19 protein-coding genes and 1 pseudogene are annotated in these 19,614 nt (G+C 51.9%); 5 read left to right on the top strand and 15 right to left on the bottom strand.

The features are described 5' to 3' along the window. Positions 1-12 precede the first annotated feature (12 nt). Positions 13-231: a hypothetical protein gene (locus ACYZT5_RS07675; protein ID WP_462050551.1), complete on the top strand. Its 219-nt coding sequence runs from the start codon at positions 13-15 to the stop codon at positions 229-231. Between the two features lie 998 nt (positions 232-1,229). Here ACYZT5_RS07675 and ACYZT5_RS07680 read toward each other — a convergent pair. The 5 genes from ACYZT5_RS07680 to ACYZT5_RS07700 form a co-directional block, all read right to left on the bottom strand. Beyond that, a complete protein-coding gene (locus ACYZT5_RS07680; protein ID WP_462050552.1) occupies positions 1,230-1,958 on the bottom strand; it encodes a metallophosphoesterase family protein in 729 nt (242 codons plus the stop codon). Positions 1,959-2,110: 152 nt separating this feature from the next. Continuing rightward, the gene (locus tag ACYZT5_RS07685) at positions 2,111-2,365 is read right to left on the bottom strand and encodes a hypothetical protein (RefSeq protein ID WP_462050553.1); all 255 of its coding nucleotides are present in this window, start codon (positions 2,363-2,365) and stop codon (positions 2,111-2,113) included. A gap of 2 nt (positions 2,366-2,367) precedes the next feature. After that, positions 2,368-2,748: a hypothetical protein gene (locus ACYZT5_RS07690; protein ID WP_462050555.1), complete on the bottom strand. Its 381-nt coding sequence runs from the start codon at positions 2,746-2,748 to the stop codon at positions 2,368-2,370. A 41-nt stretch (positions 2,749-2,789) separates the two neighbouring features. Next, the gene (locus tag ACYZT5_RS07695; RefSeq protein WP_462050556.1) at positions 2,790-3,212 is read right to left on the bottom strand and encodes a hypothetical protein; all 423 of its coding nucleotides are present in this window, start codon (positions 3,210-3,212) and stop codon (positions 2,790-2,792) included. A 41-nt stretch (positions 3,213-3,253) separates the two neighbouring features. Then, the gene (locus tag ACYZT5_RS07700; protein ID WP_462050557.1) at positions 3,254-3,694 is read right to left on the bottom strand and encodes a DUF6957 family protein; all 441 of its coding nucleotides are present in this window, start codon (positions 3,692-3,694) and stop codon (positions 3,254-3,256) included. Between the two features lie 211 nt (positions 3,695-3,905). Between ACYZT5_RS07700 and ACYZT5_RS07705 the strand changes: the two genes are divergently transcribed. Next, on the top strand, positions 3,906-4,379 hold the full coding sequence (locus ACYZT5_RS07705; RefSeq protein ID WP_462050558.1) for an XRE family transcriptional regulator: 474 nt from the start codon (positions 3,906-3,908) through the stop codon (positions 4,377-4,379). Positions 4,380-4,688: 309 nt separating this feature from the next. On the opposite strand, the gene ACYZT5_RS07710 is transcribed toward ACYZT5_RS07705, so the two are convergent. From ACYZT5_RS07710 to ACYZT5_RS07735, 6 genes are all read right to left on the bottom strand, one after another. Continuing rightward, positions 4,689-5,186, bottom strand: a complete 498-nt coding sequence (locus ACYZT5_RS07710) for a hypothetical protein (protein WP_462050559.1) — start codon at positions 5,184-5,186, stop codon at positions 4,689-4,691. Continuing rightward, positions 5,179-6,207 carry a hypothetical protein gene (locus tag ACYZT5_RS07715; protein ID WP_462050560.1) on the bottom strand — a complete coding sequence of 343 codons (1,029 nt, stop codon included), beginning with the start codon at positions 6,205-6,207 and terminating at the stop codon, positions 5,179-5,181. Before ACYZT5_RS07715 ends, ACYZT5_RS07710 begins: the two co-directional genes overlap by 8 nt. A 139-nt stretch (positions 6,208-6,346) precedes the next feature. Beyond that, positions 6,347-7,201: a hypothetical protein gene (locus ACYZT5_RS07720; protein ID WP_462050561.1), complete on the bottom strand. Its 855-nt coding sequence runs from the start codon at positions 7,199-7,201 to the stop codon at positions 6,347-6,349. A 7-nt stretch (positions 7,202-7,208) separates the two neighbouring features. Then, positions 7,209-8,120, bottom strand: a complete 912-nt coding sequence (locus ACYZT5_RS07725) for a TniB family NTP-binding protein (RefSeq protein WP_462052209.1) — start codon at positions 8,118-8,120, stop codon at positions 7,209-7,211. 260 nt (positions 8,121-8,380) lie between these two features. Then, entirely contained in the window at positions 8,381-10,156 is a 1,776-nt protein-coding gene (locus ACYZT5_RS07730; protein ID WP_462050562.1) for a Mu transposase C-terminal domain-containing protein, read from the bottom strand. Positions 10,157-11,185: 1,029 nt separating this feature from the next. Next, positions 11,186-12,166, bottom strand: a complete 981-nt coding sequence (locus tag ACYZT5_RS07735) for an isopenicillin N synthase family dioxygenase (protein WP_462050563.1) — start codon at positions 12,164-12,166, stop codon at positions 11,186-11,188. A 192-nt stretch (positions 12,167-12,358) separates the two neighbouring features. Here ACYZT5_RS07735 and ACYZT5_RS07740 point away from each other — a divergent pair, with 192 nt between their 5' ends. The 3 genes and pseudogenes from ACYZT5_RS07740 (at position 12,359) to ACYZT5_RS07750 (ending at position 15,394) form a co-directional block, all read left to right on the top strand. Next, the gene (locus ACYZT5_RS07740; protein ID WP_462052210.1) at positions 12,359-14,395 is read left to right on the top strand and encodes an oxidoreductase; all 2,037 of its coding nucleotides are present in this window, start codon (positions 12,359-12,361) and stop codon (positions 14,393-14,395) included. A gap of 55 nt (positions 14,396-14,450) precedes the next feature. Next, positions 14,451-14,990: pseudogene (locus ACYZT5_RS07745) on the top strand (alcohol dehydrogenase catalytic domain-containing protein); the annotation flags it as partial. A gap of 20 nt (positions 14,991-15,010) precedes the next feature. Further along, positions 15,011-15,394, top strand: coding sequence for a VOC family protein (locus ACYZT5_RS07750; RefSeq protein ID WP_046046576.1), 384 nt, complete (start codon positions 15,011-15,013; stop codon positions 15,392-15,394). 70 nt (positions 15,395-15,464) lie between these two features. Here the strand turns inward: ACYZT5_RS07750 and ACYZT5_RS07755 are convergent, their stop codons facing one another. From ACYZT5_RS07755 to ACYZT5_RS07770, 4 genes are all read right to left on the bottom strand, one after another. Continuing rightward, positions 15,465-16,241 (bottom strand): pyrroline-5-carboxylate reductase family protein, encoded by a 777-nt coding sequence (locus ACYZT5_RS07755; protein WP_462050564.1) that lies wholly within the window; start codon positions 16,239-16,241, stop codon positions 15,465-15,467. Next, positions 16,231-16,938: a TetR/AcrR family transcriptional regulator gene (locus ACYZT5_RS07760; protein ID WP_462050565.1), complete on the bottom strand. Its 708-nt coding sequence runs from the start codon at positions 16,936-16,938 to the stop codon at positions 16,231-16,233. The genes ACYZT5_RS07755 and ACYZT5_RS07760 overlap by 11 nt, the downstream gene beginning before the upstream one ends. Positions 16,939-17,160: 222 nt before the next feature. Further along, a complete protein-coding gene (locus ACYZT5_RS07765) occupies positions 17,161-18,282 on the bottom strand; it encodes a mandelate racemase/muconate lactonizing enzyme family protein (RefSeq protein WP_462050566.1) in 1,122 nt (373 codons plus the stop codon). Continuing rightward, complete coding sequence (locus ACYZT5_RS07770) at positions 18,269-19,387, bottom strand: alcohol dehydrogenase family protein (RefSeq protein ID WP_462050567.1); 1,119 nt, start codon at positions 19,385-19,387, stop codon at positions 18,269-18,271. Before ACYZT5_RS07770 ends, ACYZT5_RS07765 begins: the two co-directional genes overlap by 14 nt. Between the last annotated feature and the right edge of the window lie 227 nt (positions 19,388-19,614).

Below are 19,614 nucleotides of genomic sequence, written 5' to 3' on the forward strand. Positions count from 1 at the left end.
GAGCCTGACTTTGTGCTGATTCGTAAAGGCATCATGATGGTTGTCGAGGTTGACGGCGACACGGTTCACCAAGAAACCCCTGCAGAGGCCCATGCCAGGACAACCATGCTTTTGCACGAAGGTGTCCATTTTGAGCGTATCCGAGCCAGCGAATGTGATTCTCCACAGAAGGCAAAGCAGGCGGCGGACAAAATCCTTCTTATCTTCGATAAAACCCACGCAGCCAAATAAGCTAGGCATTGACGACAGCACCCAGCAGTCAATCTGGCCGTGCTTGATTGCATGAGGCTTGAGCTGAGTCGCTCGACTTCGGCGTCAAAACTATAGCGCCGACGATCACTTCAATCGTCAGCACGTCACCGATGCTCAGTCTTGAGCTAGCGAGCAGCTCAGGCGGCAAGTCAATGATGAGGTCGCCACTCCCATCCGCCGCATCTTGGCATTTCACTATCCAGCATCGGGCTTCGGACATGATGTTACTCACCCTTTGGTTTTTTCCGGGATGATTCACTAGCGGTCGCATTCACTTCATCGAGGGTAAGGCCGCCCAAGCTCAGTGAATGATCTCGACTACGGACACCGCGCCGTTCTCGTACCACCAGTGGCAGATCACATACCGACTACCGTTAAGTGTCTCGCAAAGCCGATATCCCTTAAGCTCAAACACCTTTTCGATCCTGGAGGTACGGATTCTCCTGCCATCCACAAAGCGGCCCCGCGTTTCTGAAAAAACAACTCCAGTCATGCATGGAGGCTGAATTTCAGCACAGCAAAGGTATCCGGTGATCGGGACGCCGAAATCAATTTCCTGTGCCTCTAATACGCTCTTTGGGAATCCCAACTCTCAAGCCTCTTAGCATTCGATACCGACTTCAGTGAACTCGATCAAATCGGTCTAACGCGCCATTGTCATAAAGCCAGTGAGCAACGACATATATACTGCCATCGACTGCAGTCACTACTTCATAGCCAGCACGCTTGTGCCGATCAGCAATGGGTTGCGTATGGATTGGCAATCCTTGCGGGAAGGCCCCAGCGTGATCGCAAAAAAGAAGCCCAGTCATCCGCGGAGGACGCTCCAATGCGCATAGCAAATAGCCAACGACGTCTGGGTCAGCGATAGCTGCACGTGCTTGCGCTATCACCTTCGGCAGCTTGAAAAATCTTAGGTCGGAGAGCTTTGCTCCGTACGTTTTGATCCAGTGCAACTGATCTCCCCCTCTTCACGATCAGATCTCGATGGTCAAATCGGGAGTGAATCCCGTCTCTTCCCCTGGGTAACCACAGGGGTTCGAAATGATTCGGCATCCATCTAACTCAATATCCACGGCTCGATGCGTGTGACCGAAGATCCATACATCTACTAAAGGTAGAAGCGCATGCCAACGGTTGAAATACGCTGCGCTCAGATGATCGTAGTGCTTTTCACGGCCGACCTCGGGGACAGGACAATGATGCGTAACGACAACGGTTTTGCCATCAAACGGCTCGCTGAGCTCGCGCTTCAGAAAGTCAAAAGCAACGCGATTTCGCTCAATTACATCTGCTGGGCGCAGTCGGCGAAAACTCTCCGTCGCGCGGATCAGCTTGAAATCATTCATCAGCGCTGCACACGTCATCGAAGCTGCAACTTTGTCGCCAGTGGACGTGAAATCAGTCCAGCCTGTTGTGACCAAAAATCGGACTTCGTTGTGAATCCATACTTGGTTTTCCAGGACATGGACATGGGGTGCGGCGGCGTCTCGCATTTTGCGCAGGGTATGATCGATGTGGCCTAAGTAATATTCATGGTTCCCACAGACATAAATAACCTCACTTTCAAACGTCTGATTCGCCCACTCCACGCCACGACATTTTGTGTGGATGTCTCCCGCTAATATCACCAGATCTGCATCGTTCGGAGGCGGAACGAATTCGGAAAACTCGAGGTGTAGATCTGAGAGCACGTAAACCTTCATCTGTGACTCCTCCAGCTCATTCGCCAGGTGTGCAAGGAAAAATATGAGCCAGTGACACGCAAGCAAGATGCGTCGTGACGATTGAATCGCTCCTTCGCGTAAGCGCCTAGCTTCACCAGCCCCTCTACAGGCAGTGAACGAGTGGGGGCTAATCAGTGCTTCGTAGGTTCACCAGCACCCCACGTTGGCGGATGCTCGACAATATCGATGGTCATCGTCAGCTCAAACTGCATACGAGCGAAAACAGTACCGAGGTTCGGATGAGATCCAGTTTCACGTAGGGCTGTTATTAGCTGAAGCAGCTCTTTGCCATTAGCCAAGGACATTTGTACATTGCAATACACGGTATCGTCGTCTTCACGAGCCATATCAATTCCGAAATCCCGTACTGCATTGGCCTGCACCATGCTTACTGAACAGTTGGTGACACAGGAGACCCATTCATAGCGGATTGCATGAAAGCTCTGAAGCTTGGCCGCCCTTCCCCTTTCATGAATGAGGCGACCAAATATCGCGAATTCATGGTGGTCAACACCCAGAACCTCCCCTCCTTTTTTGCATAGCGAATGCTGGATGTGCGCATCAAATGTCCATCAGCGAAACGCCCAAAACGATCCACCTCGGTATGGCCAAAAACCACACCAACGGCCACGCCATTTGATACGAAGACATCACTCAAGCATGCAGTAATGGGCGCGTCATAGATGTGTTCACTTGCACGAACGATTCGGCTCAGCTGGAAATCCGTGAGACGCTTTGAGTGAAGCTCGACTTCGTGTATGCCGCTCATATCTTTCTCCGATTGGGTTTCACCTGAAGCTGAATCCCTGTTCAGTAAATCTTCCTGACGTTGGTTAACAACCCAGGATCGAACGAACAATCATGAGTGTCGGCGTAGATCTTGCCGCCCTCAACCTCAAGCAGACAGACCACAGCGCCATTCCGGTCATAGCCGATGGAGACGCCATTGAGTATTTCCAGCCGCCAACTCTTACTACCGGTCATCCAGGGGGGGATGAAGCCTTGAATTTCAGTAATGACATAGTCCTCGCTCTGCGACTCAAGAACCTCGAGCAATCTTGCCTCGTCATTCAAAAACTCAGTCATGCTTACGAACCGACCGTCGAGCCTCTCTTTCACGCACACGTGATACCAGTGGATGTTCAACGCACGCGAAATGCCGTGCCAATGCGCGAGACCCTCCCCGAACATTCCCGGTTTGCCTTCTATGTCTTCGATGTTGGTTCGGAACATTTTTGTCTCAATCTGAAATCGTTGCCTAGGCACCGCGTCATCTAAAAGAAGGAAAAGATTGTCTCGAGGCTCGCTGTTTTTTCGTGACCGGGCCCCTTCAGCACATAAATCGTGTTCCAGGTTTCAAAAAGGAAGCCGTCCTGAAATGAAATCGCCATCGTGGAGCGTACCCAGTCGCCAACATCAAAGCGCCGTTGACTGTCAAAACGTACGTTGTGGGCAAACAAAACCAGCGGTAACTTTCCTGCCGCGTGAATTTTTTGTAGCTCGTCTTCAGTGACGTCAACCTTGAAGATTGTCCAATCCTCTACGAGGCAGTAAGGCTTTCGGGGGAAGAGAGCCTTAACCAGTTCGATGAGAATCTCGTCGTCGTCAGTCGATCCTTGGCGAGGACTGCCAGGCCCGCCGAGTAACCCTTCAGCACCTTCGTTTGTCTCTGTGCTCAATCTCGTAATCTCCGTCAATACAACTGGTGTGTTCATCGAGCGATCCCCATCCGGAGGAACTCTCGAACTGGGCACCCACCATAGGTACTTCGGTTTTAATGCTCCTTGAGGAAGCTTTGGTGGCGCCCTGCTACCTTCGAACCGAGGCATCTGGCCCACAGGAGCACCCGACAGAACGGATAATACACTATATTGACGTTTATTCGTAAAGCTCAGTTATGGCTATATCCTGACTTTTGAGAAAGTCATGGAACTGAGAACCGCATTTGCAGGCGTACTTCGGGCGCTCCGTCTCGTCCGGCGCGCCAGGTACGCTGACGTCTCGGATGCGACCCACCGACGTAAAGTCAGTGCTCTCGAGAACGCACAGACCAGCATCACCGTCGAGCAATTTGACGAGTTAGCGCAATCCCTTGGTCTCGATCCCATAGCGATGCTTACCCTCTGCATTGCCCACCGTCAGGGTGAGCAGCCACTCACCGTGATTGGCCGTGCATTGACCGACGTGGCGGCCTTCGAAGCTGAGGGTGGCATGAAGGTGCTCAGCGAACAGTTCGATGCCGACGGTAACCTCATAAAACGAGGACGTGGCAAACCGCTAAACGCAGATAACGAGAGAGCGGTACTGGCACTCAAAGCCGAAGGTGCGACGCAGCAGCAGGCAGCAGCGCAGTTGGGGCTGGCTTTGACGTCGGTGAGGGAGTATTGGAGGAAGAGCTGATAATCAGGTGTTCACCCCTAGCAAATGAGCTCACGCTCCAAACTCTGGCGTAGTGTCCTAGTGATGATTTAATCAAACACCAGGCTTCCTGAGCGCGCCGCCCATTTTTCACAAGATGGGTTCACGGAGCTATTACGATGCCACGAAACGAGCGCGTCATGATTTGAACCATCCAACATCCGAAGCAGTTTTACTGCGCCCTAAGCCGCGACCTTGCTTTCATGATGTCAGTGCTCACGCAAATTCATAGTTGTTTTGACTTTATATAGATTGAAGCGAAAACTTTCTGTAGCGTCGACAGGCAACAGGTCAATTAGCTCTCGCTGTTGCAAATCCGTTAGCGTATTCAATAGCACTATCGATTCTTTGGAGCAGGAGAGCGTCAGGAATTCGTATTGGGCTATAGAGATAACCGAGATGCCAGAAGCTTAAGTCGTAGAATGCCTTCATAAGGCTATTGGTTAAGAGGGCTAGCTTATCTGCTGGAAGTTTTCGAACGACACGGAAAGGGCCGAAGGAGTCAAAATCCAGACTGACAACCCCCTGTTGCGGGATGACCGAAGCCGTCTGCTCCTTAAAGTTCCGTCGATCTGCTTGCCAGAGCCAGAAACGATTAGGGTGCCTCAAGTCGATCAAGGCCGGTTTAGAAAACCCATCAAGTTCCTTACTGAACCGGAGCGTGTAGGTCAAGATTTTCAAAGTAATCACGTCCACATGCAGGACAATAACAAAGTGATAATACGAGTAGGCGCCAGGACGATGCACCATGCAACCCGGCATCCAGGAGATTGTACTTATCTTATGCATTATAACGGATCCGAATCAGTTTAGGGATATCCATCCGAGTAAGGTTGAGGTATGGCGTTTCATAAAGCTTAAGTTCAGAAAAAAGCAAACTCAATATTCTTGGAGACTTATCTAGTCTTGACCATATCGAGTGAGTGTTCCAAGGGGAAAAATAACCCTCATGAAGGGTCTTACGTGCCTTTTCACTGGTAATCCAGCCCAAAAGAATTGCGCTGAAATACAGAGCGTACAGCCGCGCCAAGCAAGTGCTTCGATAGATTTCTTGGTAAAAATCGCCATGAACTCCGAGACCCGCATAGGGGTCGCTGCCACCCCAATGATCGAATGCTATTCTGGGATAGCCGTGATGGAGCGCGGGAATCATCATTGCCCTCATTAGGGTCAGCACGAACATCTGCACATCAAAACCATGGTCAGATTTGGACGCTCGTCTCATCAGCTTATGCAATCGCTGTTGAGCCTTTAGCGCCAGGCCATTTCTCACCCTCCCGACATCCCGGATCAAATCGCAATTCTCCTTGAACTGCGGATCATCCCAGTAAGATACAAATGCATGAATTGTGTAATCGTCATGATTTATAAAAAAAATCGACGAATCGTGAAGTGGAATACCATGTAACTCACAGAGTGGCTTAGTCAGATAGCACCACTGAACCTTACTGACCGGAATGCCGACCTTCTGGAGGGACTCAATAAAACATTGTGAGCAAAACGCCCTTCTGAATTGAGTCGGTATCGTGGGTTGACTGAATTCAGGGAATCGCTTATTCAACCAGGGTTGAGAGATGTTGAATGCTCCCTTGAAGGACTCAACGAACGCGTTTTCAGTCAAGAGATCGCGATCTGCAAACGATTCACCCCACTGTCCCGTTGTATCGCGCTTTATGATCTCGCCTTCCGGCGAACTGAACCGCATATGGGACATAATAGGTATGTGGGCTGTTGAGTTCACTCTCCACATCCATGAAGATAGGGTTTCGTCCGCTAGTGGTTCCAGTACTGCATGCTTTCTTGGTTTCACTGTTGCTACTCCTTTTTTGGAAAGGCTCTAATTGGCTGCCCAATCATCCGCTACTCTGTTAGGTGCTATGCGATTAAATGCTGCACCGACATTGAATGAAATTTGTACGTACTGAGGATTACTTTGTAGGTATTGCGGATCAGGAGAAGGCTTTATATTCAACCTTGTGACGGAGATCAGAAAAAGTATCAGAGAGTTTATGGGTGAAGGGAGTGTCCATATGATTGATCGTCTCCCCGTCAAACCTCAGATGTATTTTGAGAAGCTCTGAGCAGTACAGGGTTTCGCACGCGTAGATGATACGATCGATAGACATGTCATGATCGAGCTCGCTAAATCGAGACATGCAGGGAGGTTGAGCCTCCGTATCGTATTGTTGATTGCACCAATCATAGAATCCTTGAACAACGGTGCTAACATCGGCTGCTGGAATGATTCCCGATACTGGAATGACCACGCTCGTGATTCCCCTGACCTTGGAGTAATGCTTAAGCAAATTCCTATTTCTCGTAGACATGATGATCGTATATCGACTTGGACTTTGCGCAAGCTGATGGAGCTGGTCAAAAATCACCTCTTCCATATTGTTTTGGCTGGAAATGATATCTAGATCGTCAAGGATAATAATCTTTCGGGCGGCCTGACGGCATTGTATCAAACTCTCAGGCACATGCTTGTGGCTGTGAAAGCTGCTAAACGGAAAGAGTGCGTGAAGTACATGGCCTATCATGTTAAGCCTTATTGAGTAAATGCGTGGCGTCACGACAATTACCTCGTCATGGAACTTGGAAGAAAACTCTTGGAATATCGAGCTAATTCCTGCTCCTGCAGCTCCCCGCAACATCACAAAAATGGTGTCGTCGGATTTAGCTATGCTATCCAAAGCCTCGTTAACCTCTGTGCGCTCAGGCCAGCGATGCTGGAAGCCGTGAAGGCCTTCCATTACCGTGCGGGCAACCTGACGCTTTTTACTGAGTGACAGATTACGCTTCATCTTATTCTTACTGCACCTCTTCCTCAGATGGCATCTCTGCGCCACGCAGTGCGTAGTTGAAACTCGCCATGATGTCGTCGATGTTATCGAGGTGGCGGTGGTTGATGTGTTCGGTGCCGTCAATGATGCTGGCCATCGCCGATGCCTGCAGAATCTTCACAACGTTATCGGTGATACCCTGCCCCTTGTTCATGATTTTCAGGAACAGCATTTGATCCTGGTAGTTGGTCTTGTTCTTCAGTGGCAAATGGTGGATATAGCTGGACACGAAGTTTCGAAACTCTGGCCCATTTTCCCACCCGTTAAGGGCCACCACAGGATATCGGCGTTCAAGCTGAGGATCCTGACGGAGCACACGCGCAGCTGCCGGCACCCCGAAAGCAAACACCGAGAGGCCATAGGTGGAGCCTGACAGATTCTTCAGCAGCGAAAGGTTGATGCGCTGCTGAAGCTCGGTCAATGTTAGTGCATCATGAATCTCATCAATCACAATGGCGCGAATATTCCCAGTCCTAATGATATATTGAAGTTCAGGAGTAATGTTATGGCCTTGCCGAGCCATTCGCCCTACCCCCAGACCTAGCTCGCTCAGGATAAGATCCTTAAGAGAGTAACCATTAGGGCTTTGGTGCATGGTCACGAAGATCATTTTGTTTTCGTTCGTCGCATTCCTAGCCTTCATCTCGCCAATCAAAGCGGTTTTTCCCCCTCCTCCTGGAGCGGTAACGAGCATACTGGGAGCGTTGATCTTGTTACGCATCTTCATTGCCATTTCCATCCTTAGTATGATTTTCTGGGCGCTAGGATGGTGCACCCAGAAGTCGTTGGAGCAGGAGATAAGACGAACATCGTCTGGTTCATTAAAGTGAATATGAGATGCGGGATGTACGTGAGAATAGTCTGCCATTGTAATCCACATATTTATGAGTGAATGAATCCTCAAGATCCCCTTGGTGTATCGCCCATGCAGATTGCGAGGCTCTGTATTAATCGATTCGAGCTAAGATCAGACCAGCTAATGGCTGAAGGCCATACAAGGTGTTCGCGCTTTCCTCGCAATGGTGGACGAAGAAGACCATCGATCACGCACCTTTTTTAAAGATCCTCCCAAAAAATATCTTGCGCGATACAACCAAAGAGACCCATGGCCCATGAAATTTTGCTTAGCCCATGCTGAGATTAGGATTTGTTGCTGTCGTAAAAAGTTGGAGGTTGGTTGAAGTCGACATCCTCCGTTTTTTTGAAGAAACCACCAATGTCAAAGACGTTCGATTTCTTAGATGGTTTGCTGGTGTTGCTGGACTTATTGTTAATATCATTCAGTGCCGAGCGACTCGCAACGTTTTGATTCGCGGATTTATTGCCATGCAGGCCAGCCTGTTTCTTGTAATCAACTTTGCCTTTTTCTGCTTTCATCCTCCGCTTTTCCTGAGTGGTTAGCTTAACCTCCTTGTTCTTTTGCTTGGTTGCTTCACCATAAGATTGAGCGCCTTCCTTCGTCATGGTGCCATCTCGATCTCCCTTCTGCTGGCGTTGCCAGCGGTACATCTCATAGTCTGGACTTCTACTAAAACTATTACGTACACAAGAGATCTTCTCGAAGGTGTCGCCAAGCTTCACATAAATGAAGCTCAAATCGTATGGATCATACTTCACTGTGACCTCGTCCCGAACTCTGTCCTTAAGTGAGCGTCCGTAATAAAATCTGCGGAAAATCTCAATACCTCCCGGAACTACTTTTTTCTTGTGGACTTCTGGGTAAAACCGGTATTTGAAGTCTTCGTACTGGGACGTTTCCAAAACACGACAGTTTGGCTTTTTAGCAAAATGACCATCCCATACTTGCGCAGGAGTGGTACCTAGCTCCGAGTGCTTCGTCTGATGGTAGGCGTGTAAGGTATAGGCCAGTATACGGCGCAGCCCAGTTAACCCAATCGCGGCCTTCTTGTTACTCTTCAGATGTTTACCCTGCTGAGCATTGGAGCCTGTGGTGCCTGGCAGCGGATGTATCGTGTTGAGCATCAACTTACCAATCAGACTTTCAATGTGACCACCTTGGTGCTTCTCGGGAATATCTCGGTGCTCAACGTCAATGTCAAAGTCTTTGGCGTTCAGGACGAATACGTCAGAGATAAATTCCTTAGCGTTGTCGGTATGAATGACCTCCGCAAGCCCGTAGTAAGGAAGCAGATGTTCGGGAAGACCCAAACTTTGTAGGAACTCCGTTTTTGGCAGGGCGCAGCTTTCCATCAACATTGCTACCGAAACAGCACTAGGCGGAAGCAGTGATACGTAGAATCCCAGTATCACACGCGTGTGCAGATCAACGGCGAGACTGATGTAAGGTCGTCCGAGGACAACACTTCTGTTGTCTTCATCCACCACCATCAAATCGACAACTGTATGATCGATTTGTACCCATTCCAGTGGCCTTGAGGTAATTTTGTAACCTGGCTTGGCCCCATACCGTTGCTTAGATTGGTCGCTGGTGTGAGTCATCTTGTACAGAAGCGACTCTGCCTTGGCTTTGATCCAAGTCGCAACGGTATGGTAACTCGGCCTTAGCATCCGTCGATTGTCGGCTTGCGTTTGACAGTGCCTCCATACCGCAGCAGTGCTCTTGTGGTTAGGATAATGCTCTTCGAACATCTCCTCTATCAGGTTCAGTGTCTCAGGATGTCTGAGCGTGAGGCCCGGCTTTCGTCCCTTCACATCCATTACCAGAGCCCTGTAGCTTTGAGCTCCCTCCATATATTTCAGGAGTTTGTAAAAGCGAGACTTCCTAACACACAGTATTTCCATTGCTACATCAGCACTGAATTTTCCTGCCAAATAGTCTTTTAGGATCTCGTACCGCCTGACCGCCTCTTCATGTCGTCTTATTTCGGCGAGAGTACTGCTTGCATCCAGCTTCGCTTTAGGAGCTTCCGAACTACACTCAGGAACATCTTGCATTTACCATTCCTCTAATATTTGGTCAGATCTAAAGACTCACACTGTTGACAAAATACTTGCCAGCCCTTAGATCGACCACTTTTGATTTTTTAAAGAGCGGGGTTGTAACTGTCCAGCTACTGGACGCCGAGCAGTAAACCCAAATTAATTTTTAATATCAAGAGCACCATTTTTATCGCGTCAATATATATATAATAAAATTTACTGAATTTATTTTAATGCATCAAATCGCTGAAACCCCCGCGCTACGCGGCCTCCATAATTTTCGAATATTTTTAATTGCTTAAAATCCCCTATGTTTTTATGGTTGTATTGACAGCCGATTAGGACTTCCAGTTAGTCATTTAAACTGAATACTCTTACTTCACGCCAAAATCTATCGAAAATTCAGATGCAAATATTTTTGAAGTGCTAGACCGATCTAAGTGCTAAATAATTACAGATATATTGCGATTTTCCTCCTTGGTTCTTTCGGAGATAGGGAAGAACAATATAGGAGTATTGACAGGAATCTTGGCAGCCGGGTTGCTCTGACTGGCGCATGCGGAGACACAGGAGACGATGTGGGCAGGCGTTAGCCAGATTCTGGCGGGACACTGAAAATGGTTCGAATCAAAGAGTGGAAAATCACGAATTGGGTTGAATCAATAAGTGGAAAAAAATGATTTATTTTGTTTCTTGAGTGGAAACACCATTAAGTATTCCACTAATTTCCGTAAGAGAACGGTCTGGCTCAAGGATTACGGGGCTTTGGGGCTTTCCATTTAAATCGCGATTGGCGCAACATGTTCACAAGGATGTCGCACTGCTCTAAAAATTCCTCTAATTCGTCTGTGCCGACGTAACTGTGAGCACCTGGCACCACCTTCAAAGAACGATTTCAGCCACTGAGCTGAAATCCCAATGGCTGAAGGCGATCAAGCGCGGCGCGTCCGAGATTGCCAACCCCCATGACACCAACACGCCGCTGTGAAGCGTGCACGATTGGTCGAGTTGCCAGTGACCACTGCGCTGATCCTCTTGAACTCCCTATTCGCCTTTCAGATGCGCATAGCTATCAACGAAACGCTTAAATTTGTGTTTGCCACAAGTGTACGCTTCATACTTCGCGGGCAAAGCCTCACTTACACAGGTTGGTACCGGCTCAACAACTGCATCGAAGTCCAAATCAATAAAGAAAGGTATTGAATAGCGCTCTAGACCGCTAGTATTTATGACGCGATGCATTGTCGAGGTGTAGCGATCGTTGGTGAGGGTTTGCACCAGATCACCGATATTGACGATAAAAGTGCCTTCAACGGGTGGGGCGGTAACCCACTCCCCTGCCCGGTTCTTGACTTGTAAACCGCCAACTGTGTCTTGAGACAGGACTGTCAGGAAGCCGTAATCCGTGTGAGCACCAATACCGATCTCTTCCAGGGAGACCTTTCCTATCTGAGGCGGATAACGCAAAACTCGCTGAATAGTGATGGGTTTGCGTTGGCGTTGTTCAAAATAATTTTGCGGCAAATCCAGACTCAGCGCGATGCCGCCGATGAGCGTTCTCGCGAGCGCCAATACAGCTGAATGATAAGCCTCGGCAACGGTTTCGAATTGCGGCAGTCCGGACGGCATTTGATTAGGGCCAAAAAACGGAGAAACCTCATCGTAATGGACGCCGTAATCAAAGCACTCTTTGAAGTCGCGCGTATTAGCAGGATCTACGTTTTCCGCATACATCGGGATGTAACCACGTAGTGTAAGCCCGGAGTTCACGATGTTAAGTGTGTTCTTCTCCTCGGATGGAAGCTTGAAAAAAAGTTTGGTTAGCCTGTACATCTCATCTATCAGTTGCTGCGAAACGCCATGGTTTTTTATATAAAAAAAACCCACTTTTTCGCACGCTTCGCCTATCTGGCTTGCCACCCGCAGCGGATTTTCGCCGTTTATGAGTGGCGAAATATCTATGACCGGGATTTCAGTGAACGCAGTTTGTTTGCTGGCCAAACGAATATCAAATAACTCAGTCACGCTTCTCTCCTTTCTAAATGGATGACAGACGCGGACGAGCCATATCCGTCCTTGTTTGGGCGGATGTTAATCCTGGATTTTTTGGCATGCAAGCAAAATGTACACCTATGTCATCAACCGTTGACACAGGTGTACATTTATCCTAATTTTAAGTCACCGAGCCTGATGAAGCCCACTTTGGAGCGCACCACGATGTCCAGCGATCCCTTGCTGCAACCCTATAAAATCAAGAATCTGACCCTCAGAAACCGGATCATGACCACCTCCCATGAACCGGCCTACCCTGTGGACGGCATGCCCAAGGATCTCTACCGCGCCTACCACGTGGAGCGCGCCAAAGCCGGTGTCGCCCTGACCATGACTGCCGGTTCTGCTGCCGTCTCCCGAGACAGCCCGCCGGTGTTCAACAATGTGCTCGCCTACAAGGACGAAGTGGTCGGATGGTTGAAGGACCTGACCGATGAATGCCACGAACATGGTGCGGCAGTGATGATCCAGTTGACTCACTTGGGCCGTCGCACCCGCTGGGACAAGGCCGACTGGTTACCGGTGGTGTCGCCATCACACCGTCGCGAGGCTTCACACCGCTCCTTCCCGAAAAAAATGGAGGAATGGGACATCGAGCGGATCATCAAGGACTATGTAGACGCCGCGGAACGCATGAAGGCCGCAGGTCTCGATGGTCTGGAGCTTCAAGCTTACGGGCATTTGATGGACCAGTTCTGGTCGCCGCTGACCAATGACCTCGACGGCCCTTACGGCGGCTCGCTGGAAAACCGCATGCGCTTTACCTTCGACGTCTTGCGTGGCATCCGCCAGCGCGTAGGCGAAGACTTTCTGCTGGGAGTTCGTTACACCGGTGATGAAGAATTGCCCGGTGGCTTCACTGCCAGCGAGGGCATGCAGGTTTCTCACATGCTCAAGGACAGCGGACTGGTCGACTTCCTGAACGTTGTGCGTGGTCACATCGATACGGATGCAGGGCTGACCGATGTCATCCCGATTCAGGGTATGCGCAACTCGCCCCATCTCGACTTCGCTGGAGAGATCCGCTCGTCGACAGGCTTTCCGACCTTCCACGCTGCGAAGATTCCCGACGTGGCCACCGCGCGCTACGCGATCGCCTCGGGCAAAGTGGACATGGTGGGTATGACCCGTGCGCACATGACCGATCCGCACATCGTGCGCAAAATCATCGAAAAGCGCGAAGAAGACATTCGCCCGTGCGTGGGCGCCAACTATTGTCTGGATCGCATCTACCAAGGCGGCGCGGCCTACTGCATCCACAACGCAGCGACGGGTCGGGAAACCACCATGCCTCACGACATTCCCAAAGCCGCCGTCAAGCGCAAAGTGCTGGTGGTCGGTACCGGCCCTGCTGGGCTGGAAGCGGCGCGTGTCGCCGGTGAGCGCGGCCATGACGTGACGGTGCTTGAGGCGGCTGACCAACCTGGCGGGCAGATTCGTCTAACTGCGCTGAGTGAGCGTCGTCGCGAGATGATCAGCATCATTGATTGGCGCATGGCGCAATGTGAACGGCTGGGGGTGAAATTTCACTTCAACACCTGGGCCGAAGCCGACACTGTGCAAGCCTTCGAGCCTGACGTGGTCATCGTGGCGACCGGCGGCCTGCCGGATACCGAGGTGCTCCGCGAAGGCAATGAACTCGTGGTTTCAACTTGGGACATCATTTCCGGTGACATCAAGCCCGGTCGCAACGTACTGATCTTCGACGATGCGGGGGATCATGCCGCTCTGCAGGCTGCCGAAGTCATCGCGCAAAGCGGTGCGACCGTGGAGATCGTCACCCCTGACCGCTCGTTTGCGCCTGAAGTCATGGCCATGAACCTGGTGCCCTACATGCGCAGCCTGCAGGACCTGGACGTCACCTTCACCGTCACCTATCGGGTCGATACAGTGGAAAAACGTGATGGCGGGCTCGTTGCAACCTTTGGCAGCGATTACGGACAGGTCCATAAGCAGCGCGTGGTCGATCAGGTGGTCGTCAACCACGGTACCCTTCCCCTGGACGACTTGTACTTCGACCTGCGTCCTCTCTCCACCAATGGCGGCGCGGTAGAGCAGCATGACCTGATCGCCGGCACGGCACAGAACATCGTCACCAATCCCGAAGGACGCTTCCAGCTGTTCCGGATCGGCGACGCCGTGTCTGCTCGCAACACCCACGCGGCCATCTACGACGCTTTGCGCCTGGTGAAAGAAATCTGAATCCGAACCTCCATTCTTGTTGGAACGGAGGCTCGCCATGAACAAGAGGGAAACCATGTCAGCAGTGACCATTAAATCGAAGGCGGCAGTCGCTTTCGGCCCGGGACAGCCGTTACAGCTGGTGGACATCGATGTAGCACCGCCCAAGGCTGGCGAAGTACGGGTACGAATCGTGGCAACCGGAGTCTGCCACACGGATGCTTTTACCCTGTCGGGCGACGATCCCGAGGGCATCTTTCCTGCCGTGCTGGGTCATGAAGGCGGCGGGATCGTCGAGTCGATCGGTGAAGGCGTGACGTCATTGTCGGTCGGCGATCATGTGATTCCGCTGTACACGGCCGAGTGCCGGCAATGCAAATTCTGTCTGTCGGGCAAGACCAACTTGTGCCAGGCAGTCAGAGCGACACAGGGCAAAGGCCTGATGCCTGACGGAACATCGCGTTTCTCCTTTCAGGGCCAGCCGGTGTTCCACTACATGGGCTGCTCGACCTTCTCCGAGTACACGGTACTGCCGGAGATCTCCCTGGCCAAAATCCCCAAAGATGCGCCGCTAGAACAGACTGCCGTGATATCGGCCAGCGCTCACACCCGCATCACAACCCAAAGGAAATCCAAATGTCTGTTTTTACCCATGTCACTGTCGGTACCAATGACCTTGCCAAAGCACGGACCTTCTATGATGGCGTTCTGAAAGAAATTGGTCTCAACCGTGTTGCCGACCTTGATGAATCCGGCTCCATCTGGGGCGTGGATAAACCGTCGTTCTTCGTGCTCAAACCCGCCAATGGCAATCCTGCCAACGTTGGCAATGGCGTGACTGTCAGCTTCGAAGCGCCAAATCGCGCTGCGGTACATGCATTCCACGAAACCGCACTCGCGGCTGGTGGCATCTGTGAAGGCCAACCGGGTTCGCGTAACTGGGCTGAAAATGCCTATGCCGCTTACGCTCGGGACCTTGATGGCAACAAACTGGCTGTCTATTGCTTCAAGGCCGAATAATCGCAACCGTCTGACGCCTTCTGCAGTGAAGGCCCTTCAGCGGGCCTTCACTGTATCTCCCCTGCCCTGGCTACATTCCCCGCCGCGCAACCTCAGCGCCTGCCTTTACTGCCCGCCCGACAATGGACTCGATGTTCTGATCGGCCATCGACTGCAGCGCTGCCGCCGTCACGCCACGGTAAGCCATCAACGACTCAATCATTTGTCGCGGATTGCGGCTGGCAAGCATCTGGCCACCCCCCACCACTACGCCTTGTGCAGCGCGCTGCGCGATGGCAAGGGGAATTCCCGCAGCCACTGCCTCATTAGTCAGCGCCATTTGCAGCATTGCCGGGAAGGCCGGCCCAGTCCCGGACAACGCGCTGAGGTACTCAATACAGTCTTCATCAGGCACTTCGTCCGCCGAACCTACGCACTCGAACAGTCGCTGCACCCACTGGCGGTCGCGTTCAACAAGGTTTCCGACACAGTACCAGGGCGTGAACGACTGCCTGATTTCCACGGCCGCATTCGGCATGGCCCGCACTATTACATTCGCACCGGTGGCCGCGCTGATGGCTGCCGCCGGAACTCCGGCCATCAGAGAAATCACTACCTTGCCGCGGGCGTTGATCCGCAGTTCGCGAAACTGCTCCGGCCGGATAGACATCACGACAATATCGCTGAGGTCCACCAACTGCTGGTTGTTGGCCAGCAGCTTCACACCTGGCTCGAAGGTACTGACGCCTGAGCGGTTCGAGATCAACAAATGATCAGGCTTGATGAAGCCGCTTTCAAGGAGCGCCTCGGCAATTGCACGCCCGAGCCAGCCGGTGCCCCCGATGATGCCCAGAGTTCTATTCTCCATCGGCAGTGGACTCCTCGAATGTTTCGACCAAGGGAACGAAAACGCCGGGCTCTTTTTCTGCGTAGCCAAACTTTCCATAAAAGCGGTCCAGCTCGCGCCTCTTCGGTACTTTGCCGGTAAACACGCTCACGTACTGAGGAATCCGTCGAAATCGAACGACAATATCTTCATCGGTTTTCATGGAGATGTAGCCGATCTGTGTGAGGTAGATCGTCCTGGCCCGAACGTCAGCCCCCTCGCCGTCGTAGCCAAACCGTCGGAACATCGCGGCCAGGGCGTTCATCCGCGCCTCATCGGCTAAAGCGATTTCAGCTTTGACCTCGTCCGATTGCAGCGCCCAACTGCGCACGGCAAATTCGAACTGCGAGTCGAACATCTCAGGGTTCACCCAGCACTCGAAGACGTTGAGAATCGCTTCGGAAATACTTTCTGCATAACTCTCACATTGGCTGACCATGCCGCCGGTGTTCTTGTCCCGCCATCGAACGAGGAGCGCCGCGAGCAGCTGTTCCCGATCTTCATAGAACCAATAGAAGCTGGTACGAGACAAATTCAAGCGTTTGGCCAGCGGCATCACCCGAACCGCATCCACCCCCGACTCTTTAAGAGCATCGTAAGCGGCATCCAGCCAACCATCGATGGAGCCTCGCCAGCCTGCGTCCTGCGCTTTGGTTTTCGCCCTTCCTGTCTGTGACATTCGGGTTGCACCTTTCTTTGAAAATTCCTCGTCACTGTACACCCCAGGATCTGTGGCGTACACGGCATGTACACTTGCGTACATTTTCAAGACGTTCGTTCTCCAACTCAAGTGAGCACACCAGTAATAGACCCGAATCAATTCGCTAGTCAAAAAGCAGATTCCACACAAAAAAAACGCGGCGCACGAAGTACTTCATGCGCCGCGCTGCTGGAGATCAACTCAGCGATATACCGTCACGGGTTCTCCGATGACGTCCCGATTGATCGTGAGGCCCAATCCTGGTGTCTGTGGGGCTCGGATACGGCCATCCACGACAGGAATGTCGACGTGCGCCGTGATCGGTGGATACATATCGCGCGTATCGAGCACGCAGCGCAGGTTTCGGTGCGGGATAGATTGCCCGAGGTGAGTCAGCGCAGCGAACGCTACCTGTGAGCCAGCGGTCTCCTGAACGCTCATCGTCAAGCCAGAAGTCATGCAAATGTCGCGCAGACGTCGGGCTCTGGTCAGGCCACCATGCTTGGAAACCTTCAGACCAATACCGTCCGCAGCCTTCTCGCTGATCAGTTGCATCACCGAAGCTTCATCCGTCGCCAGCTCGTCCATGATCAGCGGCACATTGGTTCGCTGGCGCAGGGACATGTGCTCAGCCCAGGTGGCGCACGGCGCCTCAAGGACGAAGTCCAGCCCGGATGGCAGCAGCTTCAGCATGCGTAACGCATGCTCCACCGTCAGGCCACCGTTGCAATCAACGATGAAGTATTCCTCGGGGCGTGCATCTGCAAGTGATGCCTCAATGCGCGCAGCATCCAGCGCGGGCCCACCCTCCTCCGGTGTCGCGCCGACCTTCACCGAATGCCCCAGGTATCCTTGCTTTCGTGTCTGAGCAACTCGACGACGCATGTCATCGGGGTCGCCGGCATAGGTCGAGTCGATAATCGGCATGGACAGTCCTGTACTGCCCCCCAGCAGTTCACACACCGGCATCCCGACCGCTTTGCCAAGGATGTCCCAGCAGGCCACATCAATCGCAGCTTTTGCATGAAGGTGGCCCATCAAGGTGCTGTCCATGAGATCGTTGATACGGTCAACCTGACGGGGATCCCGGCCGATGAACAGGTCTGCCATTTCGGCGATACCCGCTCTCACACCCAAGGCGTGCGCTGCAATATAGTTCGGGCCAAAAGGCGTCGACTCGCCCCAGCCTTCAAGGCCAGTGTCGGTGCGAATACACACTATCGTGGAGTCAAAACTTGTGTAAGTACGGCCGCCTGACAGCTTATAAACGCCGCCAGCGTATGGCAGATCTACTTGATAAACTTCAATTTCAATGATCTTCACAAACACTCTCCTGTGGTGGCACCAATACCAGTTTTCCCGCAAAACGTTTTTCTATGAAATCATTCTGTGCCGTGGCAATTTCGGACAGCGGATAACTATTGCTGACAAAGGGACGGATTCGACCGTGTTCAATATGACCGACCAACTCATCGAAAACTGCATCCTCCTGGAAAGTGCAGCCATGAAATGTGAGGTCTTTCAAGTAAAGTGTTCTCAGATCCAGCTCTACGATTGGGCCAGCGATAGCACCCGAAACAGCGTAGCGACCACCCCGTTTGAGCACTTGCAAGAGTGCGGGCCAATCGTTTCCGCCCACCAGATCCAGCACCACGGAGACGCTATTTTCACCCAGCGCCTCCACTAAGTTTGCGTCTCGATGAATAACGCGATCGGCGCCCAGAGACAGAATTTGATCCGCCTTGCTTGCGCTGGTAATTGCAATTACCTCGGCGCCACGGCATTTTGCCAACTGAACCGCAGCCGATCCCACACCGCCGCTTGCACCGGTGATCAGTACTTTGTCAGCACCATTGACGGCTGCACGCTGGAGTAAAAGTTCGGCGGTTGAATAGGCACATGGAATAGAAGCTAACTCGATGTCGCTCCAATCACTGTTCACCGGCCAGGTGTCCGCTGCCGGCGCAACTGTAAATTGCGCAAAACTACCATTGCAGTCCGACCCGTAAGTCCAGCACTCGAACGGCCGATTCTCAACCGGTGCTCGCAGCATGTTGCGTACCAGTACCCGCTGTCCGATTCGAGAATCGTCCACCCCTTGGCCAACCGCAACAATGCGCCCGCAGCAGTCGGCGCCCTGGATCAGCGGAAACTTAAGCGGCACACCAGACCAGGATGCATCCTCAGTGTCGATCTTAGCGAATCCGGAAGCGCCTCCCGAATTTGTATCGCCGGTTACTTGTTTGGAGTACCAACCAATACGCGTGTTGATGTCGGTGTTATTGACTCCAGCAGCGCCAACTTTTATCAAGACTTCGCCGACACCAGGGCGAGGCACTGGCACATCTGTATGGTATTCAAGCTGCTCAGTACCCCCATGCCCCTTCAGAAGCACAGCGTGCATGGTCTTGGGTAATGTAAACGTCATTCGGCTCTCCTAGTCTTATGGGGTATGCAACCTGTCTTCGATTTTTTATTAGTGGGCGGATTTGCCAAGAGGTTGTTTGCTGCGCGCGCGCAAACAAAAGACTTTACTGCCGGTTATTTATTCTTATTCATTAGGCGCTCAAACTCTGTGAATTCAACGGCCTAGGTGTTGCCAGCAAAAATAATGAGGTTTGTAAACTGCAAATTTGTAGCTCTCTACTTGTAGAA

The organism is Pseudomonas sp. LB3P14, from assembly GCF_054898045.1.

Bases quoted from the DNA above. Each gene is read 5' to 3' on its own strand.
- ACYZT5_RS07680 (WP_462050552.1), bottom strand. From the start codon at position 1,958: ATGAAGGTTTACGTGCTCTCAGATCTACACCTCGAGTTTTCCGAATTC.
- ACYZT5_RS07685 (WP_462050553.1), bottom strand. From the start codon at position 2,365: ATGGTGCAGGCCAATGCAGTACGGGATTTCGGAATTGATATGGCTCGT.
- ACYZT5_RS07690 (WP_462050555.1), bottom strand. From the start codon at position 2,748: ATGAGCGGCATACACGAAGTCGAGCTTCACTCAAAGCGTCTCACGGAT.
- ACYZT5_RS07695 (WP_462050556.1), bottom strand. From the start codon at position 3,212: ATGTTCCGAACCAACATCGAAGACATAGAAGGCAAACCGGGAATGTTC.
- ACYZT5_RS07700 (WP_462050557.1), bottom strand. From the start codon at position 3,694: ATGAACACACCAGTTGTATTGACGGAGATTACGAGATTGAGCACAGAG.
- ACYZT5_RS07705 (WP_462050558.1), top strand. From the start codon at position 3,906: ATGGAACTGAGAACCGCATTTGCAGGCGTACTTCGGGCGCTCCGTCTC.
- ACYZT5_RS07710 (WP_462050559.1), bottom strand. From the start codon at position 5,186: ATGCATAAGATAAGTACAATCTCCTGGATGCCGGGTTGCATGGTGCAT.
- ACYZT5_RS07720 (WP_462050561.1), bottom strand. From the start codon at position 7,201: ATGAAGCGTAATCTGTCACTCAGTAAAAAGCGTCAGGTTGCCCGCACG.
- ACYZT5_RS07725 (WP_462052209.1), bottom strand. From the start codon at position 8,120: ATGTGGATTACAATGGCAGACTATTCTCACGTACATCCCGCATCTCAT.
- ACYZT5_RS07730 (WP_462050562.1), bottom strand. From the start codon at position 10,156: ATGCAAGATGTTCCTGAGTGTAGTTCGGAAGCTCCTAAAGCGAAGCTG.
- ACYZT5_RS07740 (WP_462052210.1), top strand. From the start codon at position 12,359: ATGTCCAGCGATCCCTTGCTGCAACCCTATAAAATCAAGAATCTGACC.
- ACYZT5_RS07750 (WP_046046576.1), top strand. From the start codon at position 15,011: ATGTCTGTTTTTACCCATGTCACTGTCGGTACCAATGACCTTGCCAAA.
- ACYZT5_RS07755 (WP_462050564.1), bottom strand. From the start codon at position 16,241: ATGGAGAATAGAACTCTGGGCATCATCGGGGGCACCGGCTGGCTCGGG.
- ACYZT5_RS07760 (WP_462050565.1), bottom strand. From the start codon at position 16,938: ATGTCACAGACAGGAAGGGCGAAAACCAAAGCGCAGGACGCAGGCTGG.
- ACYZT5_RS07770 (WP_462050567.1), bottom strand. From the start codon at position 19,387: ATGACGTTTACATTACCCAAGACCATGCACGCTGTGCTTCTGAAGGGG.